The 26,839-nt window shown below is 70.0% G+C and carries 27 protein-coding genes and 1 tRNA gene; 9 read left to right on the top strand and 19 right to left on the bottom strand.

Annotation, left to right across the window (positions count from 1 at the left end; translation table 11 throughout):
* Nucleotides 1-32 precede the first annotated feature (32 nt).
* Nucleotides 33-1,238 (top strand): pyridoxal phosphate-dependent aminotransferase, encoded by a 1,206-nt coding sequence (locus M8231_RS06505; RefSeq protein ID WP_250202478.1) that lies wholly within the window; start codon nt 33-35, stop codon nt 1,236-1,238.
* Nucleotides 1,239-1,310: 72 nt separating this feature from the next.
* On the opposite strand, the gene secF is transcribed toward M8231_RS06505, so the two are convergent.
* The 9 genes from secF to M8231_RS06460 all read right to left on the bottom strand — a co-directional run bounded on the left by secF (nt 1,311) and on the right by M8231_RS06460 (nt 9,254).
* A complete protein-coding gene (gene secF / locus M8231_RS06500) occupies nt 1,311-2,300 on the bottom strand; it encodes a protein translocase subunit SecF (protein WP_249750703.1) in 990 nt (329 codons plus the stop codon).
* Entirely contained in the window at nt 2,300-3,892 is a 1,593-nt protein-coding gene (gene secD, locus M8231_RS06495; protein WP_250202477.1) for a protein translocase subunit SecD, read from the bottom strand. Before secD ends, secF begins: the two co-directional genes overlap by 1 nt.
* A gap of 32 nt (nt 3,893-3,924) precedes the next feature.
* Nucleotides 3,925-4,242: a preprotein translocase subunit YajC gene (yajC, locus tag M8231_RS06490; protein ID WP_249750706.1), complete on the bottom strand. Its 318-nt coding sequence runs from the start codon at nt 4,240-4,242 to the stop codon at nt 3,925-3,927.
* A 105-nt stretch (nt 4,243-4,347) separates the two neighbouring features.
* Complete coding sequence (locus tag M8231_RS06485) at nt 4,348-5,409, bottom strand: M23 family metallopeptidase (protein WP_250202476.1); 1,062 nt, start codon at nt 5,407-5,409, stop codon at nt 4,348-4,350.
* Nucleotides 5,410-5,530: 121 nt separating this feature from the next.
* Nucleotides 5,531-6,175 carry a protein-L-isoaspartate(D-aspartate) O-methyltransferase gene (locus M8231_RS06480; RefSeq protein WP_249750709.1) on the bottom strand — a complete coding sequence of 215 codons (645 nt, stop codon included), beginning with the start codon at nt 6,173-6,175 and terminating at the stop codon, nt 5,531-5,533.
* 130 nt (nt 6,176-6,305) lie between these two features.
* Nucleotides 6,306-7,100 carry a 5'/3'-nucleotidase SurE gene (gene surE / locus M8231_RS06475; RefSeq protein WP_249750710.1) on the bottom strand — a complete coding sequence of 265 codons (795 nt, stop codon included), beginning with the start codon at nt 7,098-7,100 and terminating at the stop codon, nt 6,306-6,308.
* Between the two features lie 4 nt (nt 7,101-7,104).
* Nucleotides 7,105-7,497: a hypothetical protein gene (locus tag M8231_RS06470; RefSeq protein WP_249750711.1), complete on the bottom strand. Its 393-nt coding sequence runs from the start codon at nt 7,495-7,497 to the stop codon at nt 7,105-7,107.
* 4 nt (nt 7,498-7,501) lie between these two features.
* A complete protein-coding gene (gene serS, locus M8231_RS06465; protein WP_250202475.1) occupies nt 7,502-8,812 on the bottom strand; it encodes a serine--tRNA ligase in 1,311 nt (436 codons plus the stop codon).
* An 88-nt stretch (nt 8,813-8,900) separates the two neighbouring features.
* Nucleotides 8,901-9,254, bottom strand: coding sequence for a phage holin family protein (locus M8231_RS06460; protein WP_249750712.1), 354 nt, complete (start codon nt 9,252-9,254; stop codon nt 8,901-8,903).
* A 109-nt stretch (nt 9,255-9,363) separates the two neighbouring features.
* Between M8231_RS06460 and M8231_RS06455 the strand changes: the two genes are divergently transcribed.
* From M8231_RS06455 to M8231_RS06445, 3 genes are all read left to right on the top strand, one after another.
* Entirely contained in the window at nt 9,364-9,801 is a 438-nt protein-coding gene (locus M8231_RS06455; RefSeq protein ID WP_249750713.1) for an HIT family protein, read from the top strand.
* A 60-nt stretch (nt 9,802-9,861) separates the two neighbouring features.
* Nucleotides 9,862-9,937: transfer RNA gene (locus M8231_RS06450), tRNA-Thr, on the top strand.
* 22 nt (nt 9,938-9,959) lie between these two features.
* Nucleotides 9,960-10,586: a TetR/AcrR family transcriptional regulator gene (locus M8231_RS06445; protein ID WP_249750714.1), complete on the top strand. Its 627-nt coding sequence runs from the start codon at nt 9,960-9,962 to the stop codon at nt 10,584-10,586.
* Here M8231_RS06445 and M8231_RS06440 read toward each other — a convergent pair.
* Genes M8231_RS06440 through M8231_RS06430 form a run of 3 tightly spaced genes read right to left on the bottom strand, consistent with a single transcriptional unit; the run spans nt 10,583 to nt 13,506 of the window.
* The gene (locus M8231_RS06440; RefSeq protein WP_249750715.1) at nt 10,583-11,338 is read right to left on the bottom strand and encodes a prepilin peptidase; all 756 of its coding nucleotides are present in this window, start codon (nt 11,336-11,338) and stop codon (nt 10,583-10,585) included. The two genes, M8231_RS06445 and M8231_RS06440, sit on opposite strands and share 4 nt — an antisense overlap.
* A gap of 33 nt (nt 11,339-11,371) precedes the next feature.
* Entirely contained in the window at nt 11,372-13,240 is a 1,869-nt protein-coding gene (gene feoB, locus M8231_RS06435) for a ferrous iron transporter B (RefSeq protein ID WP_249750716.1), read from the bottom strand.
* Nucleotides 13,240-13,506, bottom strand: coding sequence for a FeoA family protein (locus M8231_RS06430; protein ID WP_249750717.1), 267 nt, complete (start codon nt 13,504-13,506; stop codon nt 13,240-13,242). Before M8231_RS06430 ends, feoB begins: the two co-directional genes overlap by 1 nt.
* 149 nt (nt 13,507-13,655) lie before the next feature.
* Here M8231_RS06430 and M8231_RS06425 point away from each other — a divergent pair, with 149 nt between their 5' ends.
* The gene (locus M8231_RS06425) at nt 13,656-14,162 is read left to right on the top strand and encodes a c-type cytochrome (RefSeq protein ID WP_249750718.1); all 507 of its coding nucleotides are present in this window, start codon (nt 13,656-13,658) and stop codon (nt 14,160-14,162) included.
* Here the strand turns inward: M8231_RS06425 and M8231_RS06420 are convergent, their stop codons facing one another.
* The 4 genes from M8231_RS06420 to M8231_RS06405 form a co-directional block, all read right to left on the bottom strand.
* Nucleotides 14,163-17,369: an efflux RND transporter permease subunit gene (locus M8231_RS06420; RefSeq protein WP_250202598.1), complete on the bottom strand. Its 3,207-nt coding sequence runs from the start codon at nt 17,367-17,369 to the stop codon at nt 14,163-14,165.
* The gene (locus tag M8231_RS06415) at nt 17,369-18,499 is read right to left on the bottom strand and encodes an efflux RND transporter periplasmic adaptor subunit (protein WP_249750719.1); all 1,131 of its coding nucleotides are present in this window, start codon (nt 18,497-18,499) and stop codon (nt 17,369-17,371) included. The genes M8231_RS06420 and M8231_RS06415 overlap by 1 nt, the downstream gene beginning before the upstream one ends.
* Nucleotides 18,500-18,613: 114 nt before the next feature.
* A complete protein-coding gene (locus M8231_RS06410) occupies nt 18,614-19,303 on the bottom strand; it encodes a hypothetical protein (protein WP_249750720.1) in 690 nt (229 codons plus the stop codon).
* A gap of 62 nt (nt 19,304-19,365) precedes the next feature.
* Complete coding sequence (locus M8231_RS06405; protein WP_250202474.1) at nt 19,366-20,130, bottom strand: class II aldolase/adducin family protein; 765 nt, start codon at nt 20,128-20,130, stop codon at nt 19,366-19,368.
* Nucleotides 20,131-20,312: 182 nt separating this feature from the next.
* Between M8231_RS06405 and M8231_RS06400 the strand changes: the two genes are divergently transcribed.
* From M8231_RS06400 to M8231_RS06390, 3 genes are read left to right on the top strand one after another with little or no spacing between them, the layout of a single operon-like run.
* A complete protein-coding gene (locus M8231_RS06400) occupies nt 20,313-21,446 on the top strand; it encodes a DUF2336 domain-containing protein (RefSeq protein WP_249750721.1) in 1,134 nt (377 codons plus the stop codon).
* A 31-nt stretch (nt 21,447-21,477) separates the two neighbouring features.
* Nucleotides 21,478-22,242 (top strand): NAD kinase, encoded by a 765-nt coding sequence (locus tag M8231_RS06395; protein WP_250202473.1) that lies wholly within the window; start codon nt 21,478-21,480, stop codon nt 22,240-22,242.
* A gap of 60 nt (nt 22,243-22,302) precedes the next feature.
* Nucleotides 22,303-22,779 carry an Hpt domain-containing protein gene (locus M8231_RS06390; protein WP_249750723.1) on the top strand — a complete coding sequence of 159 codons (477 nt, stop codon included), beginning with the start codon at nt 22,303-22,305 and terminating at the stop codon, nt 22,777-22,779.
* A 57-nt stretch (nt 22,780-22,836) separates the two neighbouring features.
* Here M8231_RS06390 and spbR read toward each other — a convergent pair whose 3' ends face one another.
* Nucleotides 22,837-23,979 carry a SpbR family protein gene (spbR, locus tag M8231_RS06385; protein ID WP_250202472.1) on the bottom strand — a complete coding sequence of 381 codons (1,143 nt, stop codon included), beginning with the start codon at nt 23,977-23,979 and terminating at the stop codon, nt 22,837-22,839.
* A gap of 82 nt (nt 23,980-24,061) precedes the next feature.
* Nucleotides 24,062-24,859, bottom strand: coding sequence for a transglycosylase SLT domain-containing protein (locus M8231_RS06380; RefSeq protein ID WP_249750724.1), 798 nt, complete (start codon nt 24,857-24,859; stop codon nt 24,062-24,064).
* 171 nt (nt 24,860-25,030) lie between these two features.
* On the opposite strand from M8231_RS06380, the gene M8231_RS06375 reads away from it, so the two are divergent.
* Nucleotides 25,031-25,774: a TonB family protein gene (locus M8231_RS06375; protein WP_249750725.1), complete on the top strand. Its 744-nt coding sequence runs from the start codon at nt 25,031-25,033 to the stop codon at nt 25,772-25,774.
* Here the strand turns inward: M8231_RS06375 and M8231_RS06370 are convergent.
* Nucleotides 25,771-26,784, bottom strand: coding sequence for an NAD(P)/FAD-dependent oxidoreductase (locus M8231_RS06370; protein WP_250202471.1), 1,014 nt, complete (start codon nt 26,782-26,784; stop codon nt 25,771-25,773). The two genes, M8231_RS06375 and M8231_RS06370, sit on opposite strands and share 4 nt — an antisense overlap.
* Between the last annotated feature and the right edge of the window lie 55 nt (nt 26,785-26,839).

Here is a 26,839-nt window from a genome sequence, read left to right as displayed (position 1 = left end):
CGGCACGAAACTTCCAAATCGACGGGAATATCATGTCCAGCCTGCAATCCTCCGCCCTCGCCCGCGTCAAGCCGTCGGCCACCATCGCGGTGACCGCCCAGGCGCGGAAGCTGAAAGCCGAGGGTCGCGACGTGATCGGGCTGGGCGCCGGAGAACCGGACTTCGACACGCCGGACAACATCAAGCAGGCCGCCATCGACGCCATCAATCGCGGCGAAACCAAATACACCGACGCCGACGGCATGCCCGAGCTGAAGAAGGCCATCGCCGCCAAGTTCGCGCGCGAGAACGGCCTGACCTACGACGTGTCGCAGATCCACGTGGCGCCCGGCGGCAAGCCGGTCATCTTCAACGCCCTGGTCGCGACGCTGAACCCGGGCGACGAGGTGATCGTGCCCGCCCCCTACTGGGTGTCCTATCCGGACATGGTCCTGCTGGCCGGCGGCGAGCCGGTCACGGTCGTCGGCGAGGAAAAGGACGGCTTCAAGCTGCGCCCCGCCGTGCTGGAAGCCGCCATCACGCCCCGCACCCGTTGGCTGATCCTGAACAGCCCGTCCAATCCCACCGGCGCCGCCTACACGCGCGCCGAACTGGAGGCCCTGGCCGAGGTGCTGCGCCGCCATCCGCACGTCTGGGTGCTGACCGACGACATGTACGAGCACCTGGTCTATGGCGACTTCGAATACACCACCATCGCCCAGGTCGCGCCGGACCTGATCGACCGCACCCTGACGGTCAACGGCGTCAGCAAGGCCTACGCCATGACCGGCTGGCGCATCGGTTATGCGGGGGGTCCCAAGCCGCTGATCGACCTGATGCGCAAGGTCGCCAGCCAGACGACCTCCAACCCCGCCAGCATCAGCCAGTGGGCGGCGGTCGAGGCGCTGAACGGGCCGCAGGACTTCATGGCCGAACGGCGCGACGCCTTCGAGAAGCGTCGCGACCTGGTCGTCTCCATGCTGAACCAGGCGTCGGGGATCACCTGCGCGACGCCCGAGGGCGCCTTCTACGTCTATCCGTCCATCGCCGGCCTGATCGGCAAGACGACAGACGGCGGCGTCGTCATCGACGGCGATTCGACCTTCGCCGCCGAGCTGCTGAACGCCGAGGGCGTGGCCGTGGTCCAGGGCGAGGCCTTCGGCCTGTCGCCCTATTTCCGCATCAGCTACGCCACCTCGGACGCCGTGCTGGAAGAGGCCTGCGGCCGCATCCAGCGCTTCGCGGCCTCGCTGCGCTGATCGAACGAACGGTCCTTAAACGAAAACGGCGGCCCCCTTCGGAGCCGCCGTTTTTTCTTGCCGAACGACCGTTCAGGGCCGGCTGGCCATGCCCAGCTTGATCGGCTTGGCCTCGTCGTTCGCCCCGCCGCGCTTGACGCCCCAGAGCAGGATCACCGGCGCGCCGACATAGATCGACGAATAGGTGCCGACGACGATGCCGAACATCAGGGCGATGGAGAAGCCGAACAGCGCTTCGCCCCCGAAGAGCGCCAGCGCCGCCAGCACCATGACCGCCGTGCCGCCGGTGATGATGGTCCGGGTCAGGGTTTCGTTCAGCGACAGGTCGATGACGTCGCGCAATGGCATCGTCTTGTACTTGCGCAGGTTCTCGCGCAGCCGGTCGAACACCACGACCGTGTCGTTCATCGAATAGCCGATGATGGTCAGGATGGCGGCGACCATGTTCAAGCTGAACTCCAGCCGAAACAGGACGATCAGGCCGAAGGTCAGGATCACGTCGTGCAGCAGGCCGATCACGGCGCCGAACCCGAACTGGGGCTCGAACCGGAACCAGACGTAGAGGAACATCAGCCCCACGGCGACGGCCAGGGCCATCAGGCCCGAGGTGAACAGCTCGCCCGAGACCTTGGAGCCCACCACGCTGACCCCGGAATAGCTGACCTGGCCGACGGCCTGGCTCACCGCGCCCTCGACCTGGCGCACCACCTGGGTCTGGTCGCGACCTTCCGGCACCTGGAAACGCAGGATGGCGGTCGAACCGTCATTGGCGTTGGTGTCGCGCCGGGCGATGCCCTGCACCTGGACGTCGCCCAGGTTCAGGCCGCTGACGGCCTCGCGCACGCGGTCCAGCTGGATTTCCTGTCCGGCGGGCTTGGACACCTCCATCGAGGCGCCGCCCCGGAAGTCGATGCCCATGTTCAGACCAGGATAGAAGCAGGCCACGATCGAGGCCACGCACAGCAGCACGGACAGGATGCCGGCCGGCCGCGCATATTTGACGAAATGGAAGTTCGTCTTCTGCGGCAGAATCTTGATGAGGGGCCATCCACGCATCGCCATCACTCCGCGATCGGCAGTTTCTTGGGCCTGGCCTTCTTCAGCCAGTACGCCAGCAGGACCTGGGCGACCAGGATCGAGGAGAACATCGAGGTGATCACCCCGATGCTCAGCGTCCAGGCGAAGCCCCGCACGGGACCGGCGCCGAAGACGAACATGATGGCCGCCGCCACCAGGGTGGTGACGTTGGCGTCCAGGATGGTGCCCCAGGCCTTGGAGAAGCCGGCGTCCATGCTGGCGATCACGCTGCGGCCGGACCGGGCCTCGTCGCGCATCCGCTCGTAGATCAGCACGTTGGCGTCCACCGCCACGGCGAAGGTCAGGATCAAACCGGCGATGCCCGGCAGGGTCAGCGTCGCCTGGGTCAGCGACATGGCCGCGATGATCAGCACCCCGTTCAGGATCAGGCCCAGCACCGACACCCCGCCGAACAGCAGACCGTAGGCCAGAAGCATGAAGACCACGATGATGGCGAAGCCGATGGCGGTCGACAGGGCGCCCGCGGCCACGGCGTCGGCGCCCAGCTCGGCGGTGACGACCCGACGTTCCTCGACGTTCAGGGGCGCCGGCAGGGCGCCGCCGTTCAGCAGGTTCACCAGGGTGGAGGCTTCCTCGATGGTGAACTGGCCGGTGATCTGGCCCGAGCCGCTGGTGATCGCGCTCTGGATCGTGGGGGCGGAGATGACCTTGCCGTCCAGGATGATGGCGAAGGGCTTGCCCAGATTGGCGGCGGTCGCCTCGCCGAAGCGGCGGGCGCCGGTTCCGTCGAAGCGGAAGTCGATGGCCGGACGGCCGCTCTGATCGGCGCCCACGCTGGCGCGCGTCAGGTTCTCGCCGGCCACCAGGATGCGGCGCTTGACCAGATAGGGCGTGCCCTGCTCGTCGGCCAGAAGCTGCGAATCCGGCGGCACCCGGCCGGCCAGGGCGTCCTGCACCGAGTTCTCGACGTCCACCATCTGGAAGGTCAGTTGCGCGGTCTGGCCGATGACCTCTTCCAGCTTGGTCGGATCGCTCTCGCCCGGGGCCTGGACCACGATGCGATCCGCGCCCTGGCGGGTGATCGAGGGTTCGCGCGTGCCCAGGCTGTCGATCCGGCGGCGCACCACCTCGATCGACTGGTCCACCGCGGTGGAGCCCATGCCGTTCAGCGCGGCGTCGGTGTAGGCGAAGCGGATGCGGTTGTCGCCGACGCGGGCGGCGGTGCGTTCCACCTGGCCGCTGGGACCGGCCGCGCCGGCCAGGGTCCGCAGCGCTTCGAACGCCGCGCCCTGTTGCGCCGGATTGGCCAGGGTCACGACCACGCCGCCTTCCTCGCGCTGGAAGCCGCCGGTGCTGATCCCCGCCTCGTTCAGGGTGACGCGCACGTCCTCGATCAGGTTGTTGACCCGCGCGGCGCGCATGGCCGGCACGTCCACTTCAAGAAGCAGATACGACCCGCCCTGAAGGTCCAGCCCCAGGTTCAGCGTGTTCTTGGGCAGCCAGCCGGGCAGCGCCTCGCGCTGGGCGGGGCTCAGCACGTTCGGATAGGCGAACAGCACCCCGAACAGCGCGGCGAGGACGACGAGGGTGACTTTCCAGCGCGAGAGCTGAATCATGTGGGCGATCCCGGATCAGCGATAGGCGCGCGTCAGGCCTTGGAGTCGTTGGCGGCGATGGCGGTGCGGTTGCGCACCTCGGCGATCATGCCCTTGACCACGCGCACGTTGACGCTGGGGGCGATCTCGACGTTGACCTCGGCGTCCTCGACGCGGGTGACCTTGCCGATCATGCCGCTGGACAGGACGACCGTGTCGCCGCGCTTGACGGCGCCGATGGCCGCCTGGTGTTCCTTGGCGCGCTTCTGCTGCGGACGGATCAGCAGGAAGTAGAACAGGATGAAGATGGCGACGATCGGCAGGAACTGCATGATCACGGCCATCATGCCGCCGTCAGCGGGAGCGCCCATAGGTTAGTCTCCAAGACACGAGGGGTCGGCCCTCGTCGGCGCCCCATCAAAAACGAGGCGCGGAACCTAGGGCCGACGTTGACGGAATGCAACGCGGCGAAAGCGCTATCGCGGCAGGACCGTCAGCGGGTCGATCGCCACCGGGTCGTCGCCCTGCATCTGCCGGGTCTCGAAGTGGATCGAGGGGCGGCCGTCGCCGGCGGTCAGGCCCACCGTGCCGATCTGCTGGCCCTGGCGCACATCGTCGCCGTCGCTGACGGTGGCCGAGCCCAGGTGGCCATAGACCGTCCGCCAGCCGCCGTTGTGCACGATCAGCACCGTCAGCCCCTGCCCGACCAGATCATCGCCGACATAGGCCACGCGCCCGGCGCCCGAGGCCACAACGGCCGCGCCGGCCGAGGCGCCGATGTTGATGCCGTTGTTGCGCTCGCCCATGCCCACCGGGCCGAAGCGGCGCAGGATCTCGCCCCTGACCGGCCAGACCAGATTGGCCGGGCTGGTCGCGGACGGCGGCGGCGCGCCGACGCTGGGCGCGGGTGCGACGGGCCGCGTCTGGGCCGGCAGGGCCGCATTGCCCGAAGGCGGCGGCGGAGGCGGGGGGACCGAACCGTTGGGCACCAGCACGCCCACCGGCGACGGGCCGGTCGCATAGGGATCGCGGCCGGTGTCGACCGCCGATTCGGGCAGGATGATCCGTTGCCCCGTCGTGATCGCGCCCCTGGGCCCCAGGCCGTTCAGGTCGATCAACAGTTGCACCGGCGTCTGGAACCGGCGCCCGACGCCCGAGATGGTGTCGCCCGGCTGGATCACATAGGCCGCGCCCGGCTGGCCGCTGTAGGGCGGCGGCGGGGGCGTCTGGCTCTGGGTCGGCGGCGTCACGCTGACCGTCGGCGGCAGGGCGCCGCCCTCCACCGATCCGACCGGCGCGGTCGCCGGCGGCGGCGCCTCATACTGGCCGGGACGATACGGTTGCGTCTGGGTTCCGCCGGGATAGGCCGGTCCCTGCTGGCCCTGCGGCGGATAGGACGTGGTCGGCGCGCCCTGCCCGGGCAGGGCCATCGGATGGGTCGGATAGCGCGGCTCGGACGGATAGCTGATGCACGCCGTCAGGCTGGCCCCCGCCGCCAGGATCAAAACCGTTCTCGTCCAGCCCGTCAGACCCGTCACCGGCCGCTCCTCGCATGGTTAAACTCGCCCGCCCGGTGTGCCCCGTCGGCGCCGCCAAGCCAACCCCGCAATGGGCGCGAAAGTTTGACGTGAAGGTTAACAGGACCGGCTTCGGCGCCGATCACCCCTCCTTGGCCGTCCCCTCGACCAAGGGCACGAACCGCACCTCCGTCAGGCTCTCGCGGCGGAAGGAGCCGTCGCCCTGGCCCACATAGCGGTGCAGCATCTGCACCGAGGTGCGCCCCACCGGCGCCACCAGCACGCCGTTCGGCTTTAGCTGCTTCAGCAGCTCGGTCGGCTCGTGCGGCGACGCCGCCGTGACCATGATGCGGTCGAACGGCGCCTGTTCGGGCCAGCCCAGCCCGCCGTCGCCGTGCCGGGTGATGACGTTGTCGATGTCTAGCGTCCGCAGCCGCGCCTCGGCCTCGTTCAGCAGGCTGCGATAGCGTTCGACCGAATAGACATAGCGCGCCAGCCGGCTCAGCACCGCGCACTGGTATCCGCTGCCCGTGCCGATCTCCAGCACCCGGTGGCGCGGCTGCACCTCCAGCGCCTGGGTCATCAGGCCGACGATATAGGGCTGGCTGATCGTCTGGGCGCAGTCGATGGGCAGGGCCTGATCTTCCCACGCCTGGTCCAGGAACTTCTCGTGCACGAAGACCGAGCGGTCGACGCTCTCCATCGCCGCCAGAACGCGCGGGTCCGTCACCCCCTGCTGGCGCAGCGACAGGATCAGACGCCCGGCCCGGTCGTCGCGCAGGTTCAAGATATCTTCCCCCATTTACGGGGGAGGGGGACCCCGAACGGGTGGAGGGGGCGGACGCACGCGCCGTGTCCGGGGTCGCCCCCTCCACCACGCTGCGCGCGGTCCCCCTCCCCCGCTTTGCGGTGGAGGATCAAGCCACCCGCTCCACCTTGCGAGGCGGCGCGCCGCCCAGCACCTTCTTCAGGTCGTTGACGCTGGCCATGTGGGTCAGGTCGATATGCAGCGGCGTGACCGAGATGCGGCCCTCGTCGATGGCGCGCAGGTCGGTGCCCTCGGCGTGCTCCTGCTTCTGGCCGCGGAAGCTCATCCAATAGTAATCCCGCCCGCGCAGGTCGGTTCGGCGCACCGCGTGCATCTCGCCCACGTCGCGGAACCCCTGGGTCGTCACCTCCACCGCCTCGACCTGTTCGGGCCGCCGGTTGGGGAAGTTCAGGTTCATCACCACGCCGGGCTGCCATTTCTGGTCCAGCAGGCGGCTGATGATGGCCGGGGCGAAGGCCTCGGCCGTCTCCCAGTGGGCGATGACCTCGTCGTGGAACCGCTCCAGGCTCTGCGACAGGGCGATGGAGCGGATGCCGAACGCCATGCCCTGCAGCGCGCCCGCCACCGTGCCCGAATAGCTGACGTCCTCGCCGATGTTGTGCCCCCGGTTCACGCCCGACAGCACCAGGTCGGGCTTTTCCGGCATCAGGTCGTTGACCGCCAGCACCACGCAGTCGGTCGGCGTCCCCGTCACCGCGAACCGCTTGTCGCCCAGCCGATTGACCCGCAGCGGCTCGGTCAGGGTGATCCCCCGCCCCTTGCCCGACTGCTCCACGGCGGGGGCGCACACCCAGACGTCATCGGTCAGGGTGCGCGCGATCTTTTCAAGGCATTCAAGGCCTTCCGCCTCGATCCCGTCGTCGTTTGTCAGCAGTATCCGCATCGGCTCAGCGCAGAACCCGCACCGAATCCGCCTTGATCACATAGTCGGCGCGGCACTGGTTGGTGATCCGGGCGCCCTCGTGCATCAGCGTCTGCACCCCGTCGCGGTCGGCCCAGGCCGCGGCGCGCCCGGTGAAGACGACCTTCGCGCCGTTCAGGTCGCGCGCCGCCGCCTGCGGGTCGCGCGGCAGAGCCCCGCTGACGCAGTTGGTCGGCGACGGCGGATTGTCCAGATCGCGCTGTTCCCGGAACAGCTGGAACTCGCCGCCCGAAACCCGCACCCAGCCGGCGAACTCGGTGGCCGAGGGGTCGAAATACGGATTGGGCGCGGTCGCCGCCGTGGCGCAGCCGCCCAGCAGGGCGGCGCCGACGGCGATCAGGGTCAGGGTCTTGGTCATGGCTTCAGGCTCCGACATGGGTGAGACCGCCCATATAGGGACGAAGGGCGGTCGGGACGGCGATACGGCCGTCCCCGTCCTGATAATTCTCCATGATCGCGACCAGGGTGCGACCGACCGCCAGGCCCGAGCCGTTCAGGGTGTGGACGAACTCGGTCTTCTTCTCGCCCGCCCGCTTGAACCGCGCGTCCATGCGCCGCGCCTGGAAGTCCCCGCAGTTCGAGCAGCTGCTGATCTCGCGATAGGTCCCCTGGCTGGGCAGCCAGACCTCCAGGTCGAAGGTCTTCTGCGCCGAGAAGCCCATGTCGCCCTTGCACAGCAGCATCCGCCGGAACGGCAGCTCCAGCGCCTTCAGCACCGCCTCGGCGCACCCCGTCATCCGCTCGTGCTCGGCTTCGCTGTCCTCCGGCCGCGTGATCGACACCATCTCGACCTTCGAGAACTGGTGCTGGCGGATCAGCCCGCGCGTATCGCGCCCCGCCGACCCCGCCTCGGCCCGGAAGCACGGCGTCAACGCCGTCATCCGCATCGGCGTCGCCAGATCGTCCTCGGACAGGATCGTCTCGCGTACGAGATTGGTCAGGGAGACTTCGGCGGTGGGAATGAGCAGATGTTCGCCGACGCGGAACAGATCCTCCTCGAACTTCGGCAACTGCCCCGTACCGAACATCGCCTCATCGCGCACCAGATAGGGCGGGTTCACCTCCAGATACCCATGCTGGTCCGTCTGCATGTCCAGCATGAACTGGCCGACGGCCCGCTCCAGCCGCGCAAGTTGGCCCTTCAGCACGGCGAACCGCGCGCCCGACATCTTCGCCGCCGCCTCGAAGTCCAGCAGGCCCAGCGCCTCGCCCAGGTCGGCGTGATCCTTGGCCGGCCCCGTGGAGCGCGCGCCTCCAGGCGCGCCTTCCCGCTCCGAGGCCCAGGCGGACACTTCGACATTGCCCGCCTCGTCCTCGCCGTCCGGCACGTCGTCGGCCGCCAGATTCTTCTGCGCCGCCAGCAGGTCGCGCAGGTCCTTGCCGACGGACGCCTCCACCTCGGCGGCGGCGGCGATCTCGCCCTTCAGCGCCTCGACCTCGGCCTTCAGGCGGTCGGCCTCGGCCATGTCCTTTCGGCCCATCGCCGCGCCGATCAACTTCGACGCCGCGTTCCGCTTGGACAGCGCATCCTGGCCCGCCGTCTGCGCCCGGCGCAGTTCGGCGTCCAGCCGCAGGATGTCGGCGACCAGCCCGTCAGCCCCGTCCACCCCGCGCGACGACCACCCCGCCACGTAAACCTGGGGGTTTTCGCGAATGGCTCTGATGTCGTGCATGGTCGGAAACTTCGGTCAGGCGGGAGAAGCCGAACGCTCTAGCCTCCCGCGCGGAGTCGGGCAACGCGCTGCACGGTTTCGCGCCGTGTCAGGCCCGCTCGCCGTCGCCGATGAAGGCGCCGGCGATCCAGCTGACCAAGCCGGTCACGATGGCCGCGCCGACGCCCGCCCACAGGCCGTCGACCGCGAAACCGCCCAGGAACATGGCCGTCAGCCCGATCATGGCGGCGTTCACCACCAGCAGGAACAGGCCCAGGGTCAGCACGGTGATCGGAAAGGTCAGCACCACCATGATCGGCCGCACGATGGCGTTGACCAGGCCCAGGATAATCGCCGCCGCGATCAGCGAGCCGGTGTTGGTGAAGTCCACGCCAGGCACCACCTGCGCCGACAGCCAAAGGCCGGCCATGGTCACCACGGCCTGGATGATGAAACGGATCATGACGCCCTCCGAAGGTTCAAGCTTCGCCATAATGCACGAAACGACGGAAGGCTCCCCCTTCCCGGCCGCGACTGCTAAGCGAAGGCCGGACCCAGCGACGGAGACCTCCATGAGCCTGCACGGCGACTATGATCCCGACAACGTCTTCGCCCGCATCCTGCGCGGCGACATGCCCTCGGTGAAGGTGTGGGAGGACGACCAGGTCCTGGCCTTCATGGACGTCTTTCCCCAGTCGGAGGGCCACGTCCTGATCATCGCCAAGGCGTCCCAGGCCCGCAACCTGCTGGAGGTGGAGCCCGAGGTCCTCAGCCACATGGCGCTGGCCCTGCAGCGCACGGCGCGCGCGGTGGAAAAGGCGCTGCGGCCCGACGGCCTCAGCGTGATGCAGTTCAACGGCGCGGCCGGCGGCCAGACCGTCTTCCACCTGCATTTCCACATCATCCCGCGCTGGGAGGACCGGCCGCTGAAAGGGCACGGCCACGCCCCGATGGCCGACGGCGAGACCCTGAAGGCCCTGGCCGGCCGGATCGCCGCCGAGCTGGACTGACAGCCGACTTGCGCCCGCGGCGATCCGTCCGCATAAGGCCCGCTTGCCCGACGGGGCGAGGCCGGTTTAGCTCAGCTGGTAGAGCAGCGGTTTTGTAAACCGAAGGTCGCGGGTTCGATTCCTGCAACCGGCACCAACCCTCCTTCCCGTCCGAGGACATGGCCGAGACAAAGAACAAGCTGGGGCACAGGATCGGCGCGCGGGGCGGGCGCACGCGTCAGGCCATCCTGGACGCGACCCGCCGGCTTCTGAACGAGCGGCACTACGGCGAAATCCGCGTGGCCGACGTCGCCTCGGCCGCCGACGTCTCGCCGTCCAACTTCTACACCTATTTCAAGACGGTGGAGGAGCCGGTTCTGGCCCTGTGCGAAGCGGCGGCCGACGACTTCCAGGGCCTGGCCAATCACTTTCAGGCCGACTGGCCCGGCGACCGGGCCTTCGCCATCGCCCGCGCCTTCATCCTGGACGTCATGGCCATCTGGCGCGCGCACGGACAGGTGCTGCGGGTCGAGCATATGCTGGCCGACAACGGCGACGCCGCCTTCGTCGAAAGCCGCGTCCGGCGCCTGCGCCGCCTGCACCTGGCCATCGAGCGGCGCGTGGCCCAGGCCCACGCCGCCGGCCTGCATCCGCGTGACTACAATCCGCGCCTGGCGTCCTACCAGATCGCCTCCATCGCCGAATCGACGGCCGCCAGCTTCGACCTGCTGCGCCGCGCCGACACGCCCGAGGCCATCCTGGACACGGCCGCCATCATCGTCGTCAAGCTGACGACGGGTCGCTAGAGGCCCAGCGGTCCGTAGAGCCAGGTCAGCCAGATCCCGATCGCCAGGAAGACGCCGAACGGCAGCCGGTCGCTCCCGCTGACCCGCCGGCGCACCATCAGTTGGGCGAAGACCACGCTGAGCCCCGCCGCGCAGGCCCACAGCAGCACGCTGGGCAGCCCGATCCAGCCGACCCAGGCCCCCGCGCCGGCGAACAGGAAGGGATCGCCGCCGCCCAGGCCGTCACGCCCCCGCACGCGCCGATACAGCCACGCCACCCCCCGCAGGACGCCGAAGCCTACGGCCAGGCTGAACAGGCTCCATCCCGCCCCGCTCCAGCCATGCAGCAGGCCGGCCGCCAGAACGCCGCTGGCCGCCAGGGGCCAGGTCAGCGCGTCCGGCAGCCAGAAATGCTCGCCGTCGACCAGCGAGATCAACAGCAGCTGCCATCCCAGCGCTGCCGTGGCGATCGCCGTCGCAAGATCCGGCGCCGCCAGGCCCGCCCAGGCGCCCAGGGCCGCCGCCCCCAGCTCGATCAGCGGATAGCGCGGCGAGATGCGGGCGTCGCAGCGCGCGCACCGCCCGCGCAGCGCCAGCCAGCTGAAGACGGGGACCAACTCCCACGGGCGCAGCGTGGCCTCGCAGCCCATGCAGCGCGACCGCTGGGCCACCACGTCCATCTCGCGCGGCAGGCGCACGCTGACGGCGGCGACGAAGCTGCCGAAGATCAGGCCCAGGCCGCCCAGGACGGCGGGGATCAGAACGGAGGTCATGCGGCGCGGCTCGCGGGGGCGTCTCCCCTCGCCTTAGCCGCCTCCGAGCGCCCTCGCCACATGATAGGTCACGAACGACGCCAGATAGGCCAGGCCGAACATGTAGCCGATCATGATCCAGGTCCATTTCAGCGAGTTGGTCTCGCGCCGGACCACGCCCAGCGTCGCCACGCACTGCGGCGCGAAGATGTACCAGGCCAGGAAGGACAGGGCCGTCGCCAGCGACCATTGCGCCGCCAGCGTCGAGGCCAGCAGGCCCGTGGCGTTCTCGGCGTCGGCGATGGCGTAGGTCGTGCCCAGCGCCGCCACCGCAACCTCGCGCGCCGCCATGCCGGGGATCAGGGCGATGACCATCTGCCAGTTGAAGCCGATGGGGGCGAAAATCGGTTCCAGCGCTCGCCCGATCATGCCGGCGAAAGAATAGTCGATGGCCGGCAGCGTGGCGTTCTCGGGCGGATAGGGGAAGGTCGCCAGCACCCACAGGATGGTCACCGCCGGCAGGATGATCCGCCCGGCCCGGTTCAGGAAGATCTTGGCCCGGAGCCACAGGTTGAAGGCGACGCTCTTGAGGTCGGGAACCTTGTAGGTCGGCAGCTCCATCATGAAGGGCTCGACCGCGCCGCGCCAGAACACCTTGCGAATGACCAGCGACACCAGAAGCGCGCTGACGATGCCGGCGGCGTAGAGGCCGAACATCACCAGCCCCTGCAGATTGGCGAAGCCCCAGACCGTCTCGTTCGGGATGAAGGCGGCGATGATCAGCGTATAGACCGGGATCCGCGCCGAACAGGTCATCAGCGGCGCCACCAGGATGGTGGTCAGGCGGTCGCGCTTGGAATCGATCACCCGCGCCGCCATCACGCCGGGAATGGCGCAGGCGAAGCTGGACAGCAGGGGAATGAACGCCCGGCCGTGCAGGCCGGCGCCGCCCATGATCTTGTCCATCAGGAAGGCCGCCCGCGCCATGTAGCCGAAGTCCTCCAGCGCGATGATGAACAGGAACAGGATCAGGATCTGCGGCAGGAAGACCAGCACGCTGCCGACGCCGGAAATGATCCCGTCCACGATCAGGCTCTGCAACAGGCCGTCGGGCAGCACCGCGGCGACCAGGCCGCCCAGCCAGCCGATGCCGCCCTCGATCCCGTCCATCAGCGGGGCGGCCCAGCTGAACACCGCCTGGAACATGACGAACAGCAGCGCCAGCAGGATGGCCAGCCCGGCGACGGGGTGCAGCAGCACGGCGTCGATCTTGCCGGTCAGGGTGTCGGGCCGCTCGGGCGGGCGCACGTGCGCCTTCATGATCCGCTCGGCCTCGCGGGCGGCCGCGCGCAGTTCGGCCGCGTCCGGGCTGCGCCACCGACTGTCCGACAGGGCGGCCATCTCGGCCTGGGTCTCGATGGCGGCGATCAGGTCGTCGACGCCCCGCCTGCGCGTCGCGACGGTCGTGACGATCGGCACGCCCAGTTCGGCGCGAAGGCCGTCCAGGTCGATCCGCAGCCCCTGGCGCTGGGCGATGTCGTACATGTTCAGCGCCAGCACCATCGGCCGGCCGACGGCCTTCAGCTCCAGGATCAGGCGCAGGACCAGGCGCAGGTTGGTGGCGTCGGCGACGCAGACGACCACGTCCGGCGGCGTCTCGCCCGCCAGGCGGCCCAGCACGGCGTCGCGCGTCACCTCCTCGTCCGGGCTGCGGGCGCGCAGGGAATAGGTGCCGGGCAGGTCCAGCACCGACATCGAACGGCCGGCGGCGGCGCGCACCACCCCCTCCTTCCGCTCCACCGTCACGCCGGCGTAGTTGGCGACCTTCTGGTGCGCGCCGGTCAGGGCGTTGAACAGGGCGGTCTTGCCGCTGTTGGGATTGCCCACCAGGGCGATGCGGGCCGTCTTCAGCGCAATGTCCATCAGGCGAGATCCCGCTTCATCGTCAGGCTGGCGGCCTCGTGTCGGCGCAGGGCGACGCGCATATCGTCCACCCTGATGGCGATGGGGTCGCGGCCGAACAGACCCTCGTGCAGCAGTTCGACCCGCGCGCCCTCGACGAAACCCAGTTCCAGAAGCCGGCGCTCCAACTCCACCCCGTTCGCCTGGTGATGCGTGTGGCCGCCCACCTCGACGATGACGCCGCGGTCGCCGCGTCGGGCCTGGCTCAGCTTGATGATATCGGTCAAAATCTACGCTCGATGAGGCGGCCGCCGTCCGCGCCGCGATGTTCTGACAGTGATTATCAGCCGCGACCGCTCGCCGTCCAGCAGGACAGCCTGCCCAATTGCCGCGTCGCGCCGGTGCGCTATCAAGGGCGTCCAAATCGGAGCCGACCATGACCCGCCTCGCCCTTGCCGCGATCCTTGTCCTGCCCCTGGCCCTCGTCGGGTGCGGCGACGGCGGCGACGCGCCGCAGAGCGCGCCGGCCAAGCCGCCGCGCGTCCTCACGGACGGAGAGAAGGCCGAGCTTCTGGCCGCCCTTCCCGCCCCCTACGACCAAGGCGACCTGGAAAACGGTCGTCGGGCCTTCGCCCGCTGCCGCGCCTGCCACACGCTGGGCGAAGGCGGGGCGGACATGACGGGGCCGAACCTCTACGGCGTGTTCGGCCGCAAGGCCGGCGAACGGCCGCGCTACAACTATTCCAACGCCATGCGGACGGCGGACTTCACCTGGGACGCCGCCGCCCTGGATCATTGGCTGCAGAACCCCCGCACCTTCCTGCCGGGCAACAAGATGACCTTCCCCGGACTGCCCGACGCGACGGACAGGCGCGACGTCATCGCCTTCCTGAAGGTGGAGACGGGCTACCGGCCGACGCCGTCGCCGACGCCGGCGTCCTGATCAGCCTTCGGCGATGGGCTTGGGGCCGCCCTCGCGCATCTCCTGGGCCTCCCATTCCTCGATCTTGCGCGCCGTATATTCGGGCGACTTGGTGAAGCGCGCCAGAAGGCCGTAGATCACCGGCACCACGAACAGGGTCAGCACCGTCGCGAAGATCGCCCCGGTGAAGATCACCACGCCGATGGTCTGGCGGCTGCCCGCGCCCGCCCCTTGCCACAGCACCAGCGGCAGGGCGCCGAAGGCGGTGGCGATCGAGGTCATGATGATCGGACGCAGGCGCAGCGAGGACGATTCGATGATCGCCTCGCGGATCGAGCGGCCCTGGTCGCGCAGCTGGTTGGCGAATTCCACGATCAGGATGCCGTTCTTGGCCGCGACCCCGATCAGGATGATCAGGCCGATCTGGCTGTAGATGTTCAGGCTGGACCCGGCCATCAGCAGGCCGAACAGCCCGCCGGCGGCGGCCAGCGGCACCGTCAGCATGATGACCGCCGGCGTGATCCAGCTCTCGAACTGGGCCGCCAGGACCAGGAAGACCAGCAGCAGCGCCAGGCCGAACGCCGCGACGACCGCGCCGCCCGCCTCCTGCTGATCGCGCGCCGCCCCGCCCCACTGGACGATCACCCCGCCCTGCGGCTGCTTGGCCGCCTCGGCGCGGAAGAACTGCACCGCGTCGTCGATGGTCATACCGGGGTTCAGGTCGGCCTGCAGGGTGATGGCGCGCTGGCGATCCAGGCGCCGCCGGTCCGGCGTGTCGCCCGTGGTCTGGGTCTTCACGACCGTGGACAGGGGCACCAGCTGCCCGCCGCCGGTCGCCACGTACAGCGCCTCCAGGTCCGCGACCTCGCGCCGGTTGTCGCGGTCGGTCTGCAGGATGACGTCGTACTCCTGCCCGCCCTTGATGTAGGTGGTCGCCCGGCGTGAGCCGAACATGGTCTCCAGGGTCCGGCCGATCGACTGGGACGAGACGCCCAGCGCGGCCGCCTTCTGCGGATCGACATCGACCAGCAGCCGGGGCGAATTGGGCTCGTAATTCAGGCGCGGCCGCGAGAAGCCGGGATTGCCCTGCGCCGCCGCCAGCAGCGGCTGAAGCCAGTTGTAGATCTGCTGATAGTCCGTGCCCGTCGCGATCAGCTCGATGGAGTTCGAATTGCCGCCGCCGCGCTGGAAGGCGCCGGGCGTCGAGGCGTTGACCTGGGCGTCGGTCTGATTGCGCAGCTTGCCGTTCAGCTCCTGCGCGATCTCCGCCGCCGAACGGTCGCGCTTGGACCAATCCGACAGGACCAGCACCGCATTGCCGGAGTTGAAGCTGCCGCCGCCGAAGCCGGGGGCGGAAATCAGGAAGCTGTCGGCCTCTCCGTCCGCGCGATATTCCGCCAGCAGCGGCTCCAGCCCCATCATGATCTTGCGCGTGTAGTCGAAGCCCGCGCCCTCGGGCCCGGCGACGCGCACGGTGACGCGGCCCCGGTCCTCGTCCGGCACCAGCTCGTTGGGCAGCACCAGGAACATCCCCACCGCCCCCGCCGCGACCAGGGCGATCAGCCCGGCCACGCCGATGACGGCGATGCGGCGGCCCAGCAGCAGATCCAGCGAACGGCCGTAGGACGTCTTCAGCCGGTCCATGGCCCAGTCGACGCGCCGCGCGACCCAGCCGCCGCCGTGGGCGGGCTTCAGAATCTTGGACGCCAGCATCGGCGACAGGCTCAGCGCCAGGAAGGCCGAGAAGGCCACGGCCGCGGCGATGGCGGCCGCCAGCTCCACGAACAACCGCCCGACATACCCCGGCAGGAACAGCAAGGGCGCGAACACCGACAGCAGCACGATGGTGGTGGCCACCACGGCGAAGAAGACCTGCCGCGCCCCGCGCTCGGCCGCCACCAGCGGCGGCTCGCCGTGGTCCAGCCGGCGCTGGATGTTCTCGACCACCACGATGGCGTCGTCGACGACCAGGCCGATGGCCAGGACCAGCGCCAGCAGCGTCAGCAGGTTCAGCGAAAAGCCGAGCGGGGCCAGCACGATGAAGGTGGCCAGCAGGCAGATCGGCGCCACGATCGACGGGATCAGCGCCGCGCGAAGACTGCCCAGGAAGATGAAGTTGACCAGGGCCACCAGCGCCATCGAAATGCCGATGGTGATCCAGACCTCGTCGATGGCGTGGGAGGTGAAGACCGAATTGTCCGACCCGACCTCGATCGTCACGCCCGGCGGCAGGCTGGGCCGGATCTCCTCGATCATCTTCTGGACGCCTTCGGAGATGGCCAGGTCGTTCGACTGGGCCTGACGCGTCACGGCCAGGCCGATCTGATCCATGCCGTTGCCGCGGAACAGGCGACGCTCCTCCTCCGGCGCCTCCTCCACGCGGGCCACGTCGCCCAGGCGCGTCACATAGGTGGGCTGACCCTGGATGATGGCCGAGGAGCCGCTGCCGGTCCCGGTCGCCACCGCATTGGACGCCGAGGCGGAGCCGCGCGTGCCGATCGGCAGCTGGCGGAAATCCTCGGGCCGGGCGTAGTTGCGCGCCACCCGGACCGTGTAGTCCTTGTCCGTTGACTCCAGCGAACCCGCCGGCAGTTCCACGTTCTGTGTGGTCAGCGCCGTCTCGACGTCGGTGACCGTCAGGCCGCGCGCCGCCAGGGCCGCCGGGTCGAGCCATATCCGCATCGAATAGCGCTGGTCGCCGTAGATGTTCACCTGCGCGACGCCGGGCACGGTCGCCATCCGGTCGACCAGATAGCGGTCGGCGTAGTCCGTCAGCTGCAGGCGGTTCATCGTCGTGGACCGCAGGAAGACGATGATGATCGGCTGGCTGTCTGAGTCGGCCTTGGCCACCTCGGGCGGATCGGCCTGGTCGGGCAGGTTGCCGACCACGCGGCTGACGCGGTCGCGCACGTCGTTGGCGGCGTCGTCGATATTGCGGTCCAGCGAAAACTCGATGTTGACGTTGGAGCGACCGTCGCGGCTGGTCGAGTTGATGCGCTCGACGCCCTGGATGCCGGCGATCTGCTGTTCGATCGGTTCGGTGATCCGGCTCTCGATGACCTCGGCCGAGGCGCCGGCGTAGGTGGTGTTGACCGACACGATCGGCGGATCCACGTCCGGCAGCTCGCGCACCGGTAGGAAGAAGAACGCCGCCGCGCCGATCACGCACAGCACAATCGCGGCCACGGCGGCGAAGACCGGCCGCCGGACCGAAACATCGGACAACATCATCGGGCGGCGCCCTGCGCCGCGGGCTGACGCTGGGCCTGGTTCTGACCCTGGCCGGCCACGACGATCGGCGAGCCCGGCTGGATGCGGTTCAGGCCGGACCCCACGATCCGGTCGCCGGGCTCGATCCCCGACAGGATTTCGACGAAACCGTTTTCGACCGCGCCGGTCTCGATCTCGACGCGCTGGGCGGTCGATCCGTCGTCGCCGCGCGCGATCCGATAGACGAAGGCGCCGGCGCCCTCGTACTGGATCGCCGACTCCGGCGCCGACGGCGCCTGGCGCTGACCCTGCTGAACGGCGACGCGCAGCAGCATGCCGGGGCGGATGCGCCCGCCCGGGTTGGGGAAGACGGCCCGCGCCGTCGCGGCGCGGGTGGTCTCATTGACGCGCGTGTCGATCAGGTCGATCCGGCCCGAAAAGGGCTCGTCGCCATAGGCGTCGGCGGTCGCCACGATCGGCGTGCCGGGTCGCAGCTGGTTCAAATAGCGTTCCGGCAGGGGGAAATCGACGCGGATCGTCGAGGTGTCGTCCAGGGTCGTGATCACCGCGCCCGGATTGATCAGGGTGCCGGGGGTGATCGTCGTCAGCCCCAGGGTGCCGGCGAAAGGCGCGCGGATGACCCGGTCGCCGCGCCGCGCACGCGCGGCCTCCAGCGACGCGCGGGCGCTCTCCAGGGCGGTTTCGGCGTTCTCGGCCGTCACGCGCGGCGCGACGCCCCGGTCCGCCAGGGCCTTGTACCGGTCGTACTCGCGCTGAGCCTGGGCCAGTTGCGCGCGCGCCTCGATGATGGCGGCGTCCTCTTCCAGCGCCTGCAGCTCGACCAGCGGCGCGCCGGCGCTGACGCGCTGACCGTCCTTGAACATCACCCGCGTGATCAGCTCCGTCGTCGACGAGGTGATGTTCACCGAGCGAGCGCCCCGCGCCACGCCCAGCACCCGGATCTGGTCCGAGAAGGGGCGCTGCGTCACTTCGACCTGCGACACCTGCTGCGCGTGTCGCGCGCCGCCCGCGGGACCGGCCGCGCCCTCCGGCCCTGACGAGGCGAAGGTGATCCGCACGATCGCGGCCACGACCATCAGGACAAGCAGCGCCGCGGCCGCGATGAGGAAGAAGTGCCGTTTGATCACGCGAGACTCGCAAGACGGGGGAGTGGCGCACGCTTAACGGCTGGCGCCGCCAACGCAAGATTAAGTCTCTGTAACGCGCCGCCCGGCCGTTTCCGTCGCGGAAATCGCCTCTTTTCAGAACCGTCGCCAGACCGCGACGATCGGCCCGCTGGAAATCGGCGTCTCGCGGCCCGCCACCGTGCGCCGCCATCCCGCCTGAAGGCTCCAGTCGCCGGCGTCGCGCACCAGCGACGCCTCCACCGACAGCCACCGCGCCCCGGCGTCGGCCGCGCCGCCATAGGCCTGGGCCAGCGCCATCCAGCGCCCGGCGAAGCGGGCGCCCGCCGTGGCGTCCAGCCGGGTCTCGTCCGGAAGCTGGTCGCGCAGCCGCCGCGCGGCCTGCGCCTCCACGAAGACGCCGTCCAGCCCGCGCGCCGGCCCCCAGCTGCGTCCGGCCGCAACCCGCGCCTCCCAATCGTGCTCGCCCACGCCCGGAGGCGCATAGCCGGCGTTTCGCCCGACCCCGGCCTGGGCGTAGCCCACGTAGGCGCTGACGGCCCCGGCGGCGCCGCGGTGAACCTGCCACGTCAGGCCCAGCTCGATCGGCCCGCGGCCCTCGTAGTCGACGAAGGCGTCCTCTCCCGACTGCACTTCGGCCTTGAGCTGGACGGACAGCCGATCGGCGACGCCGTATTCGGCGTGGAGCGCCAGGGCGTCGTCGCGTCGAAGCGCCTGCAGCGGCTGCTCGATCCCGGCGGGATCGAAGGCGGTCTGCGCCTCCATCCGCTCATATTTGACGATCGCCTGGCCCTGTCCGCGCGGCATGACCCAGGCGCTGGCGTGCGCCTGCGAAGCGGCGATCGCGACGGCGCCGCCGGCGGCCAGGCTCAGACGTCGTAGCCAGGCGACTTTCGATCCAGCTGACGCAGCGCGCCGGGCCAGGCCAGGGCGGAGATGAAACCGATCCCCCGTCCCTGCTCCTTCGTCTCGGCCTGCGCTTCGTCGGGCGCGATCAGCACCTGCTCGCGCCCGACGGACAGCGCCGCCACCTGCTGCGCGCAGGCCCGTTCCAGGAAGAAGATGCCGATCCATGCCTGCGCCGCGGTCTCCCCGACCGCCAATGTGCCGTGGTTGCGCAGCAGCATCAGCGGCTTGTCCCCCAGGTCGGCCACCAGACGCTCGCGCTCGTCATGGTTCAGGGCCAACCCCTCATAACCATGATACGCAACCTGATGCTGCAGTAAACACGCGTTCTGGCTGATGGGCAGCAGGCCGCCCTGCTGCGCCGCCACTCCGACCCCGTTGACCGTATGCAGGTGGATGACGAATTTGGCGTCCTCGCGCGCGGCGTGGACCGCCGAGTGGATGGTGAAGCCCGCGGGATTGATGAAATACGGCGTCTCGCCGACGATGTCGCCGTCCAGGTCCACCTTCACCAGGGACGAGGCCGTGATCTCGTCGAAATAGAAGCCGTACGGATTGATGAGGAAATGATGCTCCGGCCCCGGCACGCGGGCCGATATGTGGGTGAAGATCATGTCGTCCCAGCCGTGCAGGGCGACCAACCGGTAGAGCGCGGCCAGCTCAACGCGCGTCCGCCATTCGGCTTCGCTCACGCGGGACTTCATCGAAACGGGGGCGCCGTCCGCCATTGCCATTCCTCCTGCCTCTGCTGGGCTTTGCCCGCAGCGTCCCCCGTCGCCGCCTCGGCGTCAACCGAATCCGCGCCAGCCGCCGGCCGTTAACCCTTCCGTTTCACACCTCGTTAACCGCACCTTCACGACCCTGACGGCACAGTCCTTTGCGTGATTCCATCCTGGAGCCAGGAGCCGCCGTGTCCGCTGTTCTACAGTTCAGGCCGTCCTCCGACGCTTCGGGAGCCGCCGACGTGTCGCGTCTGCTGCAGTTGGCCCACAGCCGATCGCCGGACGACCGCCAGCGGCTGCTGCTCGGCGTCGTCGCCCTGTGCGACGCCGCCCCGCCCGGCAGCGAGATGGAGCCGGTCCTCAGCGAGATCTTCGTCACCCTGGCCGCCCAGGCCGAGCGGGATGTGCGCCAGCTGCTGTCCGAGCGTCTGGCCGACGCGTCCTGGGCGCCGCCGGCGCTGATCAACATGCTGGCCCTGGACGAGATCGAGATCGCGCGTCCCGTCATCCTGGCCAGCCCCCTGCTCAAGGACGCCGACCTGCTGCGCGTCCTGATCGAGTCCACCCTGGAACATCAGATCGCGGTCGCGCGACGTCCGCACCTGGCCGGACCCGTGGTCGAGGCCATCATCGACCGGGGCGAGGCGGTCACCATGACCGCCCTGGCCTCCAATCGCACCGCCGAGATCGGCGAGGCGGCGATGCGGCGGCTGGTGGCCCATTCGCAGCGGATCGCCGGCCTGCGCGCGCCCCTGACCCGCCATCCCCGCCTGAGCGAAGAGATGGCCCAGCAGCTCTATCAGTGGGTCGGCCAGGCGCTGCGACAGTCGATCAGCGAACGGTTCCGCATCGACGACCGGCTGTTGAACGCCGCGATACAGGACGCCGCCCACGTCGCCGCCGGCGGCGCGGCCTGTCGCACCGTGCCCCAACCGTCGGGGCGGGCCGAGGACCTGGAGCGCCAGGAAATGGAACGTCGGCTGGTCGAAAAGCTCAAGAGCGCCGGCCAGCTTCGTCCCGGCCTTCTGGTGCGGGCGCTGCGCGAACAGCGCTTCGGCTTGTTCGAGCAGGCCTTGATGGCGCTGGGCGGCTTCAGCCTGGCCCAGGTGCGCGGCGCGATCCGGTCCCCCACGGCCGAACCCCTGTATCTGGCGTGCATCGCCGTCGGCGTCGACCGCGCGGTCTTTCCGTCGCTGCTGACCGAGGTCCGTCATCTGTCCGGCGGCCTGCCGGGCCAGGGCGGCTGGACCCCCACCACCCTGGGCGGCGCGGCCGCCGCCCGCGCCTTCCGCCAGATGATGGAAAGGCCGGCGGGCATTTGACATCGCCGCCAAGCTCGGTTCACGTCCCCGCGTGACCCTGACCCTCGCCTTCGTCGCCAGCGACCGCCCGGAAGCGCAGCAGGCTCGTGCAGCCCTGGCCGCGCGCTATGGGGCCGTACCGGAAGCCGAGGCCGATGTGATCGTCGCCCTGGGCGGCGACGGCCAGATGCTGGAGACCCTGCACGCCAACCTGCGACGCCGCACGCCCGTGTTCGGCATGAACCGGGGATCGGTCGGCTTCCTGATGAACGACTTCAGCGAGCATGACCTGCCCGAACGGATCGCCTCGGCCGAGCGGACGGTCATCCATCCCCTGCAGATGGACGCCTGGACCGAGAGCGGAGAAGTGCACACCGGCCTGGCGATCAACGAAGTGTCGCTTCTGCGCCAGACCCGCCAGACGGCCAAGCTGCGCATCACCATCGACGACCGGGTGCGGCTGGACGAGCTGTCGTGCGACGGGTGCATGGTCGCGACGCCGGCCGGCTCCACCGCCTACAACCTGTCGGCGCACGGCCCCATCATTCCGCTGAATGCGCGCATCCTGGCGCTGACGCCGATCAGCGCCTTCCGGCCGCGTCGCTGGCGCGGCGCCCTGCTGTCGCACGAGGCCAAGGTCGCCTTCGAGGTGCTGGAGCCGGACAAGCGTCCGGTCTCGGCCACCGCCGACAACTTCGAAGTGCGGCGCGTGGCGCGGGTGGAGGTGCGAGAGCGCCGCGACGTGGCCCTGACCATGCTGTTCGACGCCGGCCGATCCTATGAGGAGCGGGTCATGGCCGAGCAATTCTCCCAGTGAGCGGTCACGGCTTCTTAAGGCAGATGCCCTAGCGTCGCCGCAGATCGTAGGGAGTACGCCATGAGCAATTCCGCGCAAGTCATCCGCCCGCCCAACACCCTTCGCATGAAGGTCGGCGGCGGTTTCGGCATCAATGCGGACGCCATCGCCAAGGCGGAGGAGGCCCTGAAGGCCATGTCGGCCCAGTTCAGCCAGTGGCTGAACGACGAGGTCGCCAAGCTCGATCAGGCCCAGGCGGACATCCGCGACCAGGGCTACACGCCCCAGACCGCCGAGGCCCTCTACTTCCGCGCCCACGACCTGAAGGGCCTGGGCACGACCTACGAATATCCGCTGGTGACGCGCATCGCCGGGTCGCTGTGCCGCCTGCTGGACGACGCGGATACGCGCATGAACGCGCCCGTCGTGGTTCTGGACGCCCATATCGACGCCATCCGCGCCGTGGTGCGCGACCAGATCAAGACCGATGACCATCCGACCGGCCGGGTTCTGGCCGAAACCCTTGAAGCCAAGGTCGCCGAGCACCGCCAGGCCTGATCGCCGGCTGACAGGACGAATCGAAGAGGCCCGCCTATCGGCGGGCCTTTTTGTATCTCAGGCCGCGTTGGCGGCGGCGATCTGCGCCCGATAGGCGGGCTGGTCCAACCGCTCCATCAGATAGACCAGATCGTCGCGCATGGCGTTGGGCCGCTGGGTCAGGAACCGCTCCAGCATGCGTTGGCGGAAGACGTCGCCCGAGGTGTCGATCCCTTCGGCCGACAGCGCCTTCCACGTGTCCACCCCGGACCGGAACGCCTGGAACAGGCGCGGCGGAAGCCCCGCCCGGTCGTAGATGGCCTTCAGCCCCAGCGGCCCCGCGTCATGCACCATCAGCCAGGCGCGGCTGTGCGGCGTGTTCGCCAGCTCCGCCAGCCCATGCTCGACCATCGCCATCTGTCCCCGCGCCAGCGCGCGCAGCATCAGCGACGGGGTCAGGGCCTTGCGCGCGTTCAGCTGGGCCACGAAGGCGCCCAGATCCGGCGTGGACGACGCCTGGTCGATCAGGTCCACGGTCGCGCGTTCGCGGGCGAAGGTCGCCAGGCGAATGGCCGTCTCCGGCGCGATGGCGTGGGCGTGGATCAGATGATCGCGCACCGCGTCGCTGGCCAGTTCGATCAGCCGCTCCGTCACATGCAGCGGCAGGGCCTGGCGATAGGCCATCGCGGCGACGACCTCTTCGGATTGCGGAAAGCGATCGACCACGACCGACAGCGCCTGTTCGGACAGATCCGCATTGTCGTTGGCGACCAGGATGCGGACCGCCTGCTCGTTCGCCTCGGCCGCCATCACGCCGGCGACGTCGCGCGACACCCGCCCGCGCCCCGCCACCGCCGCCTGGCGCAGGGTCGAGCCGGCGCGCACGATCTCGATCAGATCCCCGTCGGTGAAGACCGGCGAGGCGCCGATTATCGGCAAGGCGATGCTGTCGACGTCGGCGGCCAGCCGGCGCGCCACGTCATGCGGAATCAGGTCCGAGGCCTTCAGCGTCACCGCCATGGCGCGACGGACCAGTTCGGCGGCGTCCTGCGCCAGCAGCCGGATGATCTTCTGCGCCGCGACGCGCCCCGCCTCGTCCAGCGGCGCGCGCTCCATGCTGCGGCACAGCTTGTGGGCGGCCTCGGCCCGTTCGTCCTCGTCCGCGGCCTGGACCAGGCGGCGGATATCCAGTTCGGTCAGGCGGGCGCGATAGGCGGTCATGGAGCTCGGGCGGAATCGGCGTCTGGGCCGCAGCATGACCCTGACATGTTTAACGCCCGGTTTACCATCGAGGATCGACCGCTCAGCCCGTTTCCTTGTCGAACGGCGAGAAGGCGCCGCCGAAGCCGCTCGTCGACGATCCGTCCTGCCCCAGCAGCAGGGCCAGCAGACCCTGATCCTGCTTCAGCCGATCCAGGCGCGCCGCCAGCAGCTGATCCCGCTCGCCGAGAACGGGCGTGGAAGAGGATCCGTCCCCGGCGCCGGCGGCGGGCGTCCCCTGCCCCGCCGAGCGCTGCAGATTGGCGTGCACCTCGGCGACCGAGGCCGGGCGGCCGCCGGTATAGAAGATGCTGCGGTTGGCGCGCGCCGCCTCGGGGAACAGGGCCGCGGCGCTGGCCCCGGGATTGCGGTCCATCGCCTCCATCAGCTGGGCGGCGCCCGCCGGTCCCAGAAAATGGGCCGCGTACAGGTCGCCCGCGCCCGGCTCCCGTCCGGTCCGGCCCCGCAGATAAGCGGCGTTCGACGCGGTCAGCTCGGCCGCCATGGCCGAGGCCGCCTGGGGGTCGAACCGCAGGTCCAGCACGACGTTGCGCGCCGAGCCCTCGACCCGCCAGCGCCCGTCCGCGCCCCTGTGGATCAGGTCGGCGTACTGGCCGTAGCCGTGCTGGGCCCCATGCTTCTTGACGGTCGAGAGCCAGGTCTGTTCGATAAACTGGAAAAGCCCCGCCGCCGAAGAGGTGCGCGCCCGCGCCGACGGGTTCATCGCGCTTTCGCGCTGGGCGGTCTTCATCATGAAGTCGAAGTCGACGCCCACGACGTTGGAGGCGCGCCGGATGGCCGCCTCGACACCGCCTCCAGAGGGAATCGCGCCGATGCTCATGACGGCTCGACGGTGGCCGAACAGGGTTAATCAATCCCTAATCGTTAACGACGGCGTTAACGGCTTAGCCTTTGGTCGGCCGGCCGCCTTCCGCCCCAAACCCGCCACAAGTCGCGCGCTCAACTCTGACTTGCGGGCGCTGCGGGGGCGGCGAGAGCGGGAGTTGACGTCATGATGATACGCGCCGCCGGGGGTCCCGGCCTGATCAGTCCGATCGATTTCGGCGAACAGAGAAAACCCTTGCCGGGCTGGATGTGGGGCGCGATCGGCGTCTCGGTCGCCCTTCACGTGGGCGTGGCGATCGCCCTGTACAATCAGCGGTTCGAGATCGCCGCCCCGCCGATCCAGACGACGCCGCCGACCACCACCATCACCCTGGCCCCGCCGCCCCGTCCCGTGCTTCCGCCCCAGGTGGAAAGCCCGACGCCCCCGGCCCCGCCGACGCCCGTGCACAGGCCGCTGGCCATTGCGCCGACGGACTTGGTGTCGCCGTTCGTCCCGCCCGAAACGCCCGTGGCGACCGGCGCTCCCTCCCAGGCCGTGATCGTCAGCAGCGCGGTCAACGGCGTCGAGGGCGGCGCCGGCGCGGCGACGACCCAGCCGCCTCGCGCGCCCTCGGTCATCAACGACCCGACCTGGGCGGCCCGGCCCTCGGCCGCCCAGATGGCGCGGGCCTATCCCCAGCGCGCCATCGAACGCGGCGTCTCGGGCGCGGCCAGCCTGAGCTGCGTGGTGCGGGTGGACGGGGGCCTGACCGGGTGCCGGGTCGCCGGCGAGACGCCCGGCGGACTGGGCTTCGGCCGCGCGGCCCTGGGCCTGTCGCGCGACTTTCGCATGAACCCGCGCACGGTCGACGGCCGGCCGGTGGACGGCGCGACGGTCAACTTCACCGTCCGCTTCGCGATGGGCGACTAGAACCGTCCGGGATCGAGGGCGGCGGCGTGTTCCGACGCCTGGCCCTCGATCGCATCGGCGACGACCCCGGCGACCAGGGGCCCCAGCAGCCAGCCGTTGCGGCGCGGCGCCAGGGCCAGGAACAGGCCGTCCGCGCCCGGTACGGCGCCGGCCAGGGGAAGTCCGTCCGGCGACGCCCCTCGCACGCCCGCGCCCCAAGCGACCTCGGCGGAGTCCAGCGGTCGGCCCAGCACGCGCTCGGCCGCCTCGACAAGCCGCTGCGCCGAGGCCGGATCGGCGTCGAGATCGCGGCGTCCTGGCTCCATCGTGGCGCCGACGACGGCGCCCCGGCCCATCGGCGCGACATAGGCGCCCGGGCCCCGCACGACATGAGCGACCGGTCGGGATCGAAGACGGCCGATCTGGCCCTTGATCGGCTGGATCAGGTCGGCGAGGCGCTGGGCTTCGGGCGGGGCGCCGGGGATGGCGGGGCCGGCCCCCGTCGCCAGGACGACGGCCGCCGCCTCAAGCGTCATTCCGTCCAGGCGCAGTCGCCAGGCCGACGGCGTCGTCTCCAGACGCAGGACCTCGCCGTTCACGACCGCAGCGCCCAGGGCGGACCGCAGCGCCGCCAAGGCCTGCTCCGGCTCGACCTGCAGATCCTCGTCGGTGACCAGCGTGTCGCCGTCGCGGCGCGCCGCGAAACCCAGCGCCGCCATGCGTTCCGCCAGTTCCCCGGCCTGCGGCCCCCGCCATTCCGCCGGTCGGGCGTTGAGGGAAATCCCCGCCGCCTGGGCGAACGCCGGCCACAGGTCCCGACCGGCCCGGAACAGCGCCGCCTGTTCCGGCGCGGCCTGATCTATGGCGGCCTCCATCGCCGGCGCGATCATGCCCGCGGCGACGGACGAGGCGTTGGCGCCGCCGGGATCGATCACCCGCACGGCATGGCCCCGTCGGCTCAGTTCGAAGGCGGCGCACAGGCCCAGCACGCCTGCGCCGATGATCGCGATGGGAGGAGAGGTCGTCGTCACCCGCCCCAAATCGACCTCCGGTCCGGGGAATGCAAGCCGACAGATCGCCCAAGCC

It is taken from the genome of Brevundimonas albigilva (assembly GCF_023573565.1).
GTDB lineage: Bacteria > Pseudomonadota > Alphaproteobacteria > Caulobacterales > Caulobacteraceae > Brevundimonas > Brevundimonas albigilva.
This window is presented reverse-complemented; position numbering and strand designations above follow the sequence as displayed.

Bases quoted from the DNA above. Each gene is read 5' to 3' on its own strand.
- M8231_RS06505 (WP_250202478.1), top strand. From the start codon at position 33: ATGTCCAGCCTGCAATCCTCCGCCCTCGCCCGCGTCAAGCCGTCGGCC.
- secF (WP_249750703.1), bottom strand. From the start codon at position 2,300: ATGGCGATGCGTGGATGGCCCCTCATCAAGATTCTGCCGCAGAAGACG.
- secD (WP_250202477.1), bottom strand. From the start codon at position 3,892: ATGATTCAGCTCTCGCGCTGGAAAGTCACCCTCGTCGTCCTCGCCGCG.
- yajC (WP_249750706.1), bottom strand. From the start codon at position 4,242: ATGGGCGCTCCCGCTGACGGCGGCATGATGGCCGTGATCATGCAGTTC.
- surE (WP_249750710.1), bottom strand. From the start codon at position 7,100: ATGCGGATACTGCTGACAAACGACGACGGGATCGAGGCGGAAGGCCTT.
- M8231_RS06470 (WP_249750711.1), bottom strand. From the start codon at position 7,497: ATGACCAAGACCCTGACCCTGATCGCCGTCGGCGCCGCCCTGCTGGGC.
- serS (WP_250202475.1), bottom strand. From the start codon at position 8,812: ATGCACGACATCAGAGCCATTCGCGAAAACCCCCAGGTTTACGTGGCG.
- M8231_RS06460 (WP_249750712.1), bottom strand. From the start codon at position 9,254: ATGATCCGTTTCATCATCCAGGCCGTGGTGACCATGGCCGGCCTTTGG.
- M8231_RS06455 (WP_249750713.1), top strand. From the start codon at position 9,364: ATGAGCCTGCACGGCGACTATGATCCCGACAACGTCTTCGCCCGCATC.
- M8231_RS06445 (WP_249750714.1), top strand. From the start codon at position 9,960: ATGGCCGAGACAAAGAACAAGCTGGGGCACAGGATCGGCGCGCGGGGC.
- M8231_RS06440 (WP_249750715.1), bottom strand. From the start codon at position 11,338: ATGACCTCCGTTCTGATCCCCGCCGTCCTGGGCGGCCTGGGCCTGATC.
- feoB (WP_249750716.1), bottom strand. From the start codon at position 13,240: ATGGACATTGCGCTGAAGACGGCCCGCATCGCCCTGGTGGGCAATCCC.
- M8231_RS06425 (WP_249750718.1), top strand. From the start codon at position 13,656: ATGACCCGCCTCGCCCTTGCCGCGATCCTTGTCCTGCCCCTGGCCCTC.
- M8231_RS06420 (WP_250202598.1), bottom strand. From the start codon at position 17,369: ATGTTGTCCGATGTTTCGGTCCGGCGGCCGGTCTTCGCCGCCGTGGCC.
- M8231_RS06410 (WP_249750720.1), bottom strand. From the start codon at position 19,303: ATGCCGCGCGGACAGGGCCAGGCGATCGTCAAATATGAGCGGATGGAG.
- M8231_RS06405 (WP_250202474.1), bottom strand. From the start codon at position 20,130: ATGGCGGACGGCGCCCCCGTTTCGATGAAGTCCCGCGTGAGCGAAGCC.
- M8231_RS06390 (WP_249750723.1), top strand. From the start codon at position 22,303: ATGAGCAATTCCGCGCAAGTCATCCGCCCGCCCAACACCCTTCGCATG.
- spbR (WP_250202472.1), bottom strand. From the start codon at position 23,979: ATGACCGCCTATCGCGCCCGCCTGACCGAACTGGATATCCGCCGCCTG.
- M8231_RS06380 (WP_249750724.1), bottom strand. From the start codon at position 24,859: ATGAGCATCGGCGCGATTCCCTCTGGAGGCGGTGTCGAGGCGGCCATC.
- M8231_RS06375 (WP_249750725.1), top strand. From the start codon at position 25,031: ATGATGATACGCGCCGCCGGGGGTCCCGGCCTGATCAGTCCGATCGAT.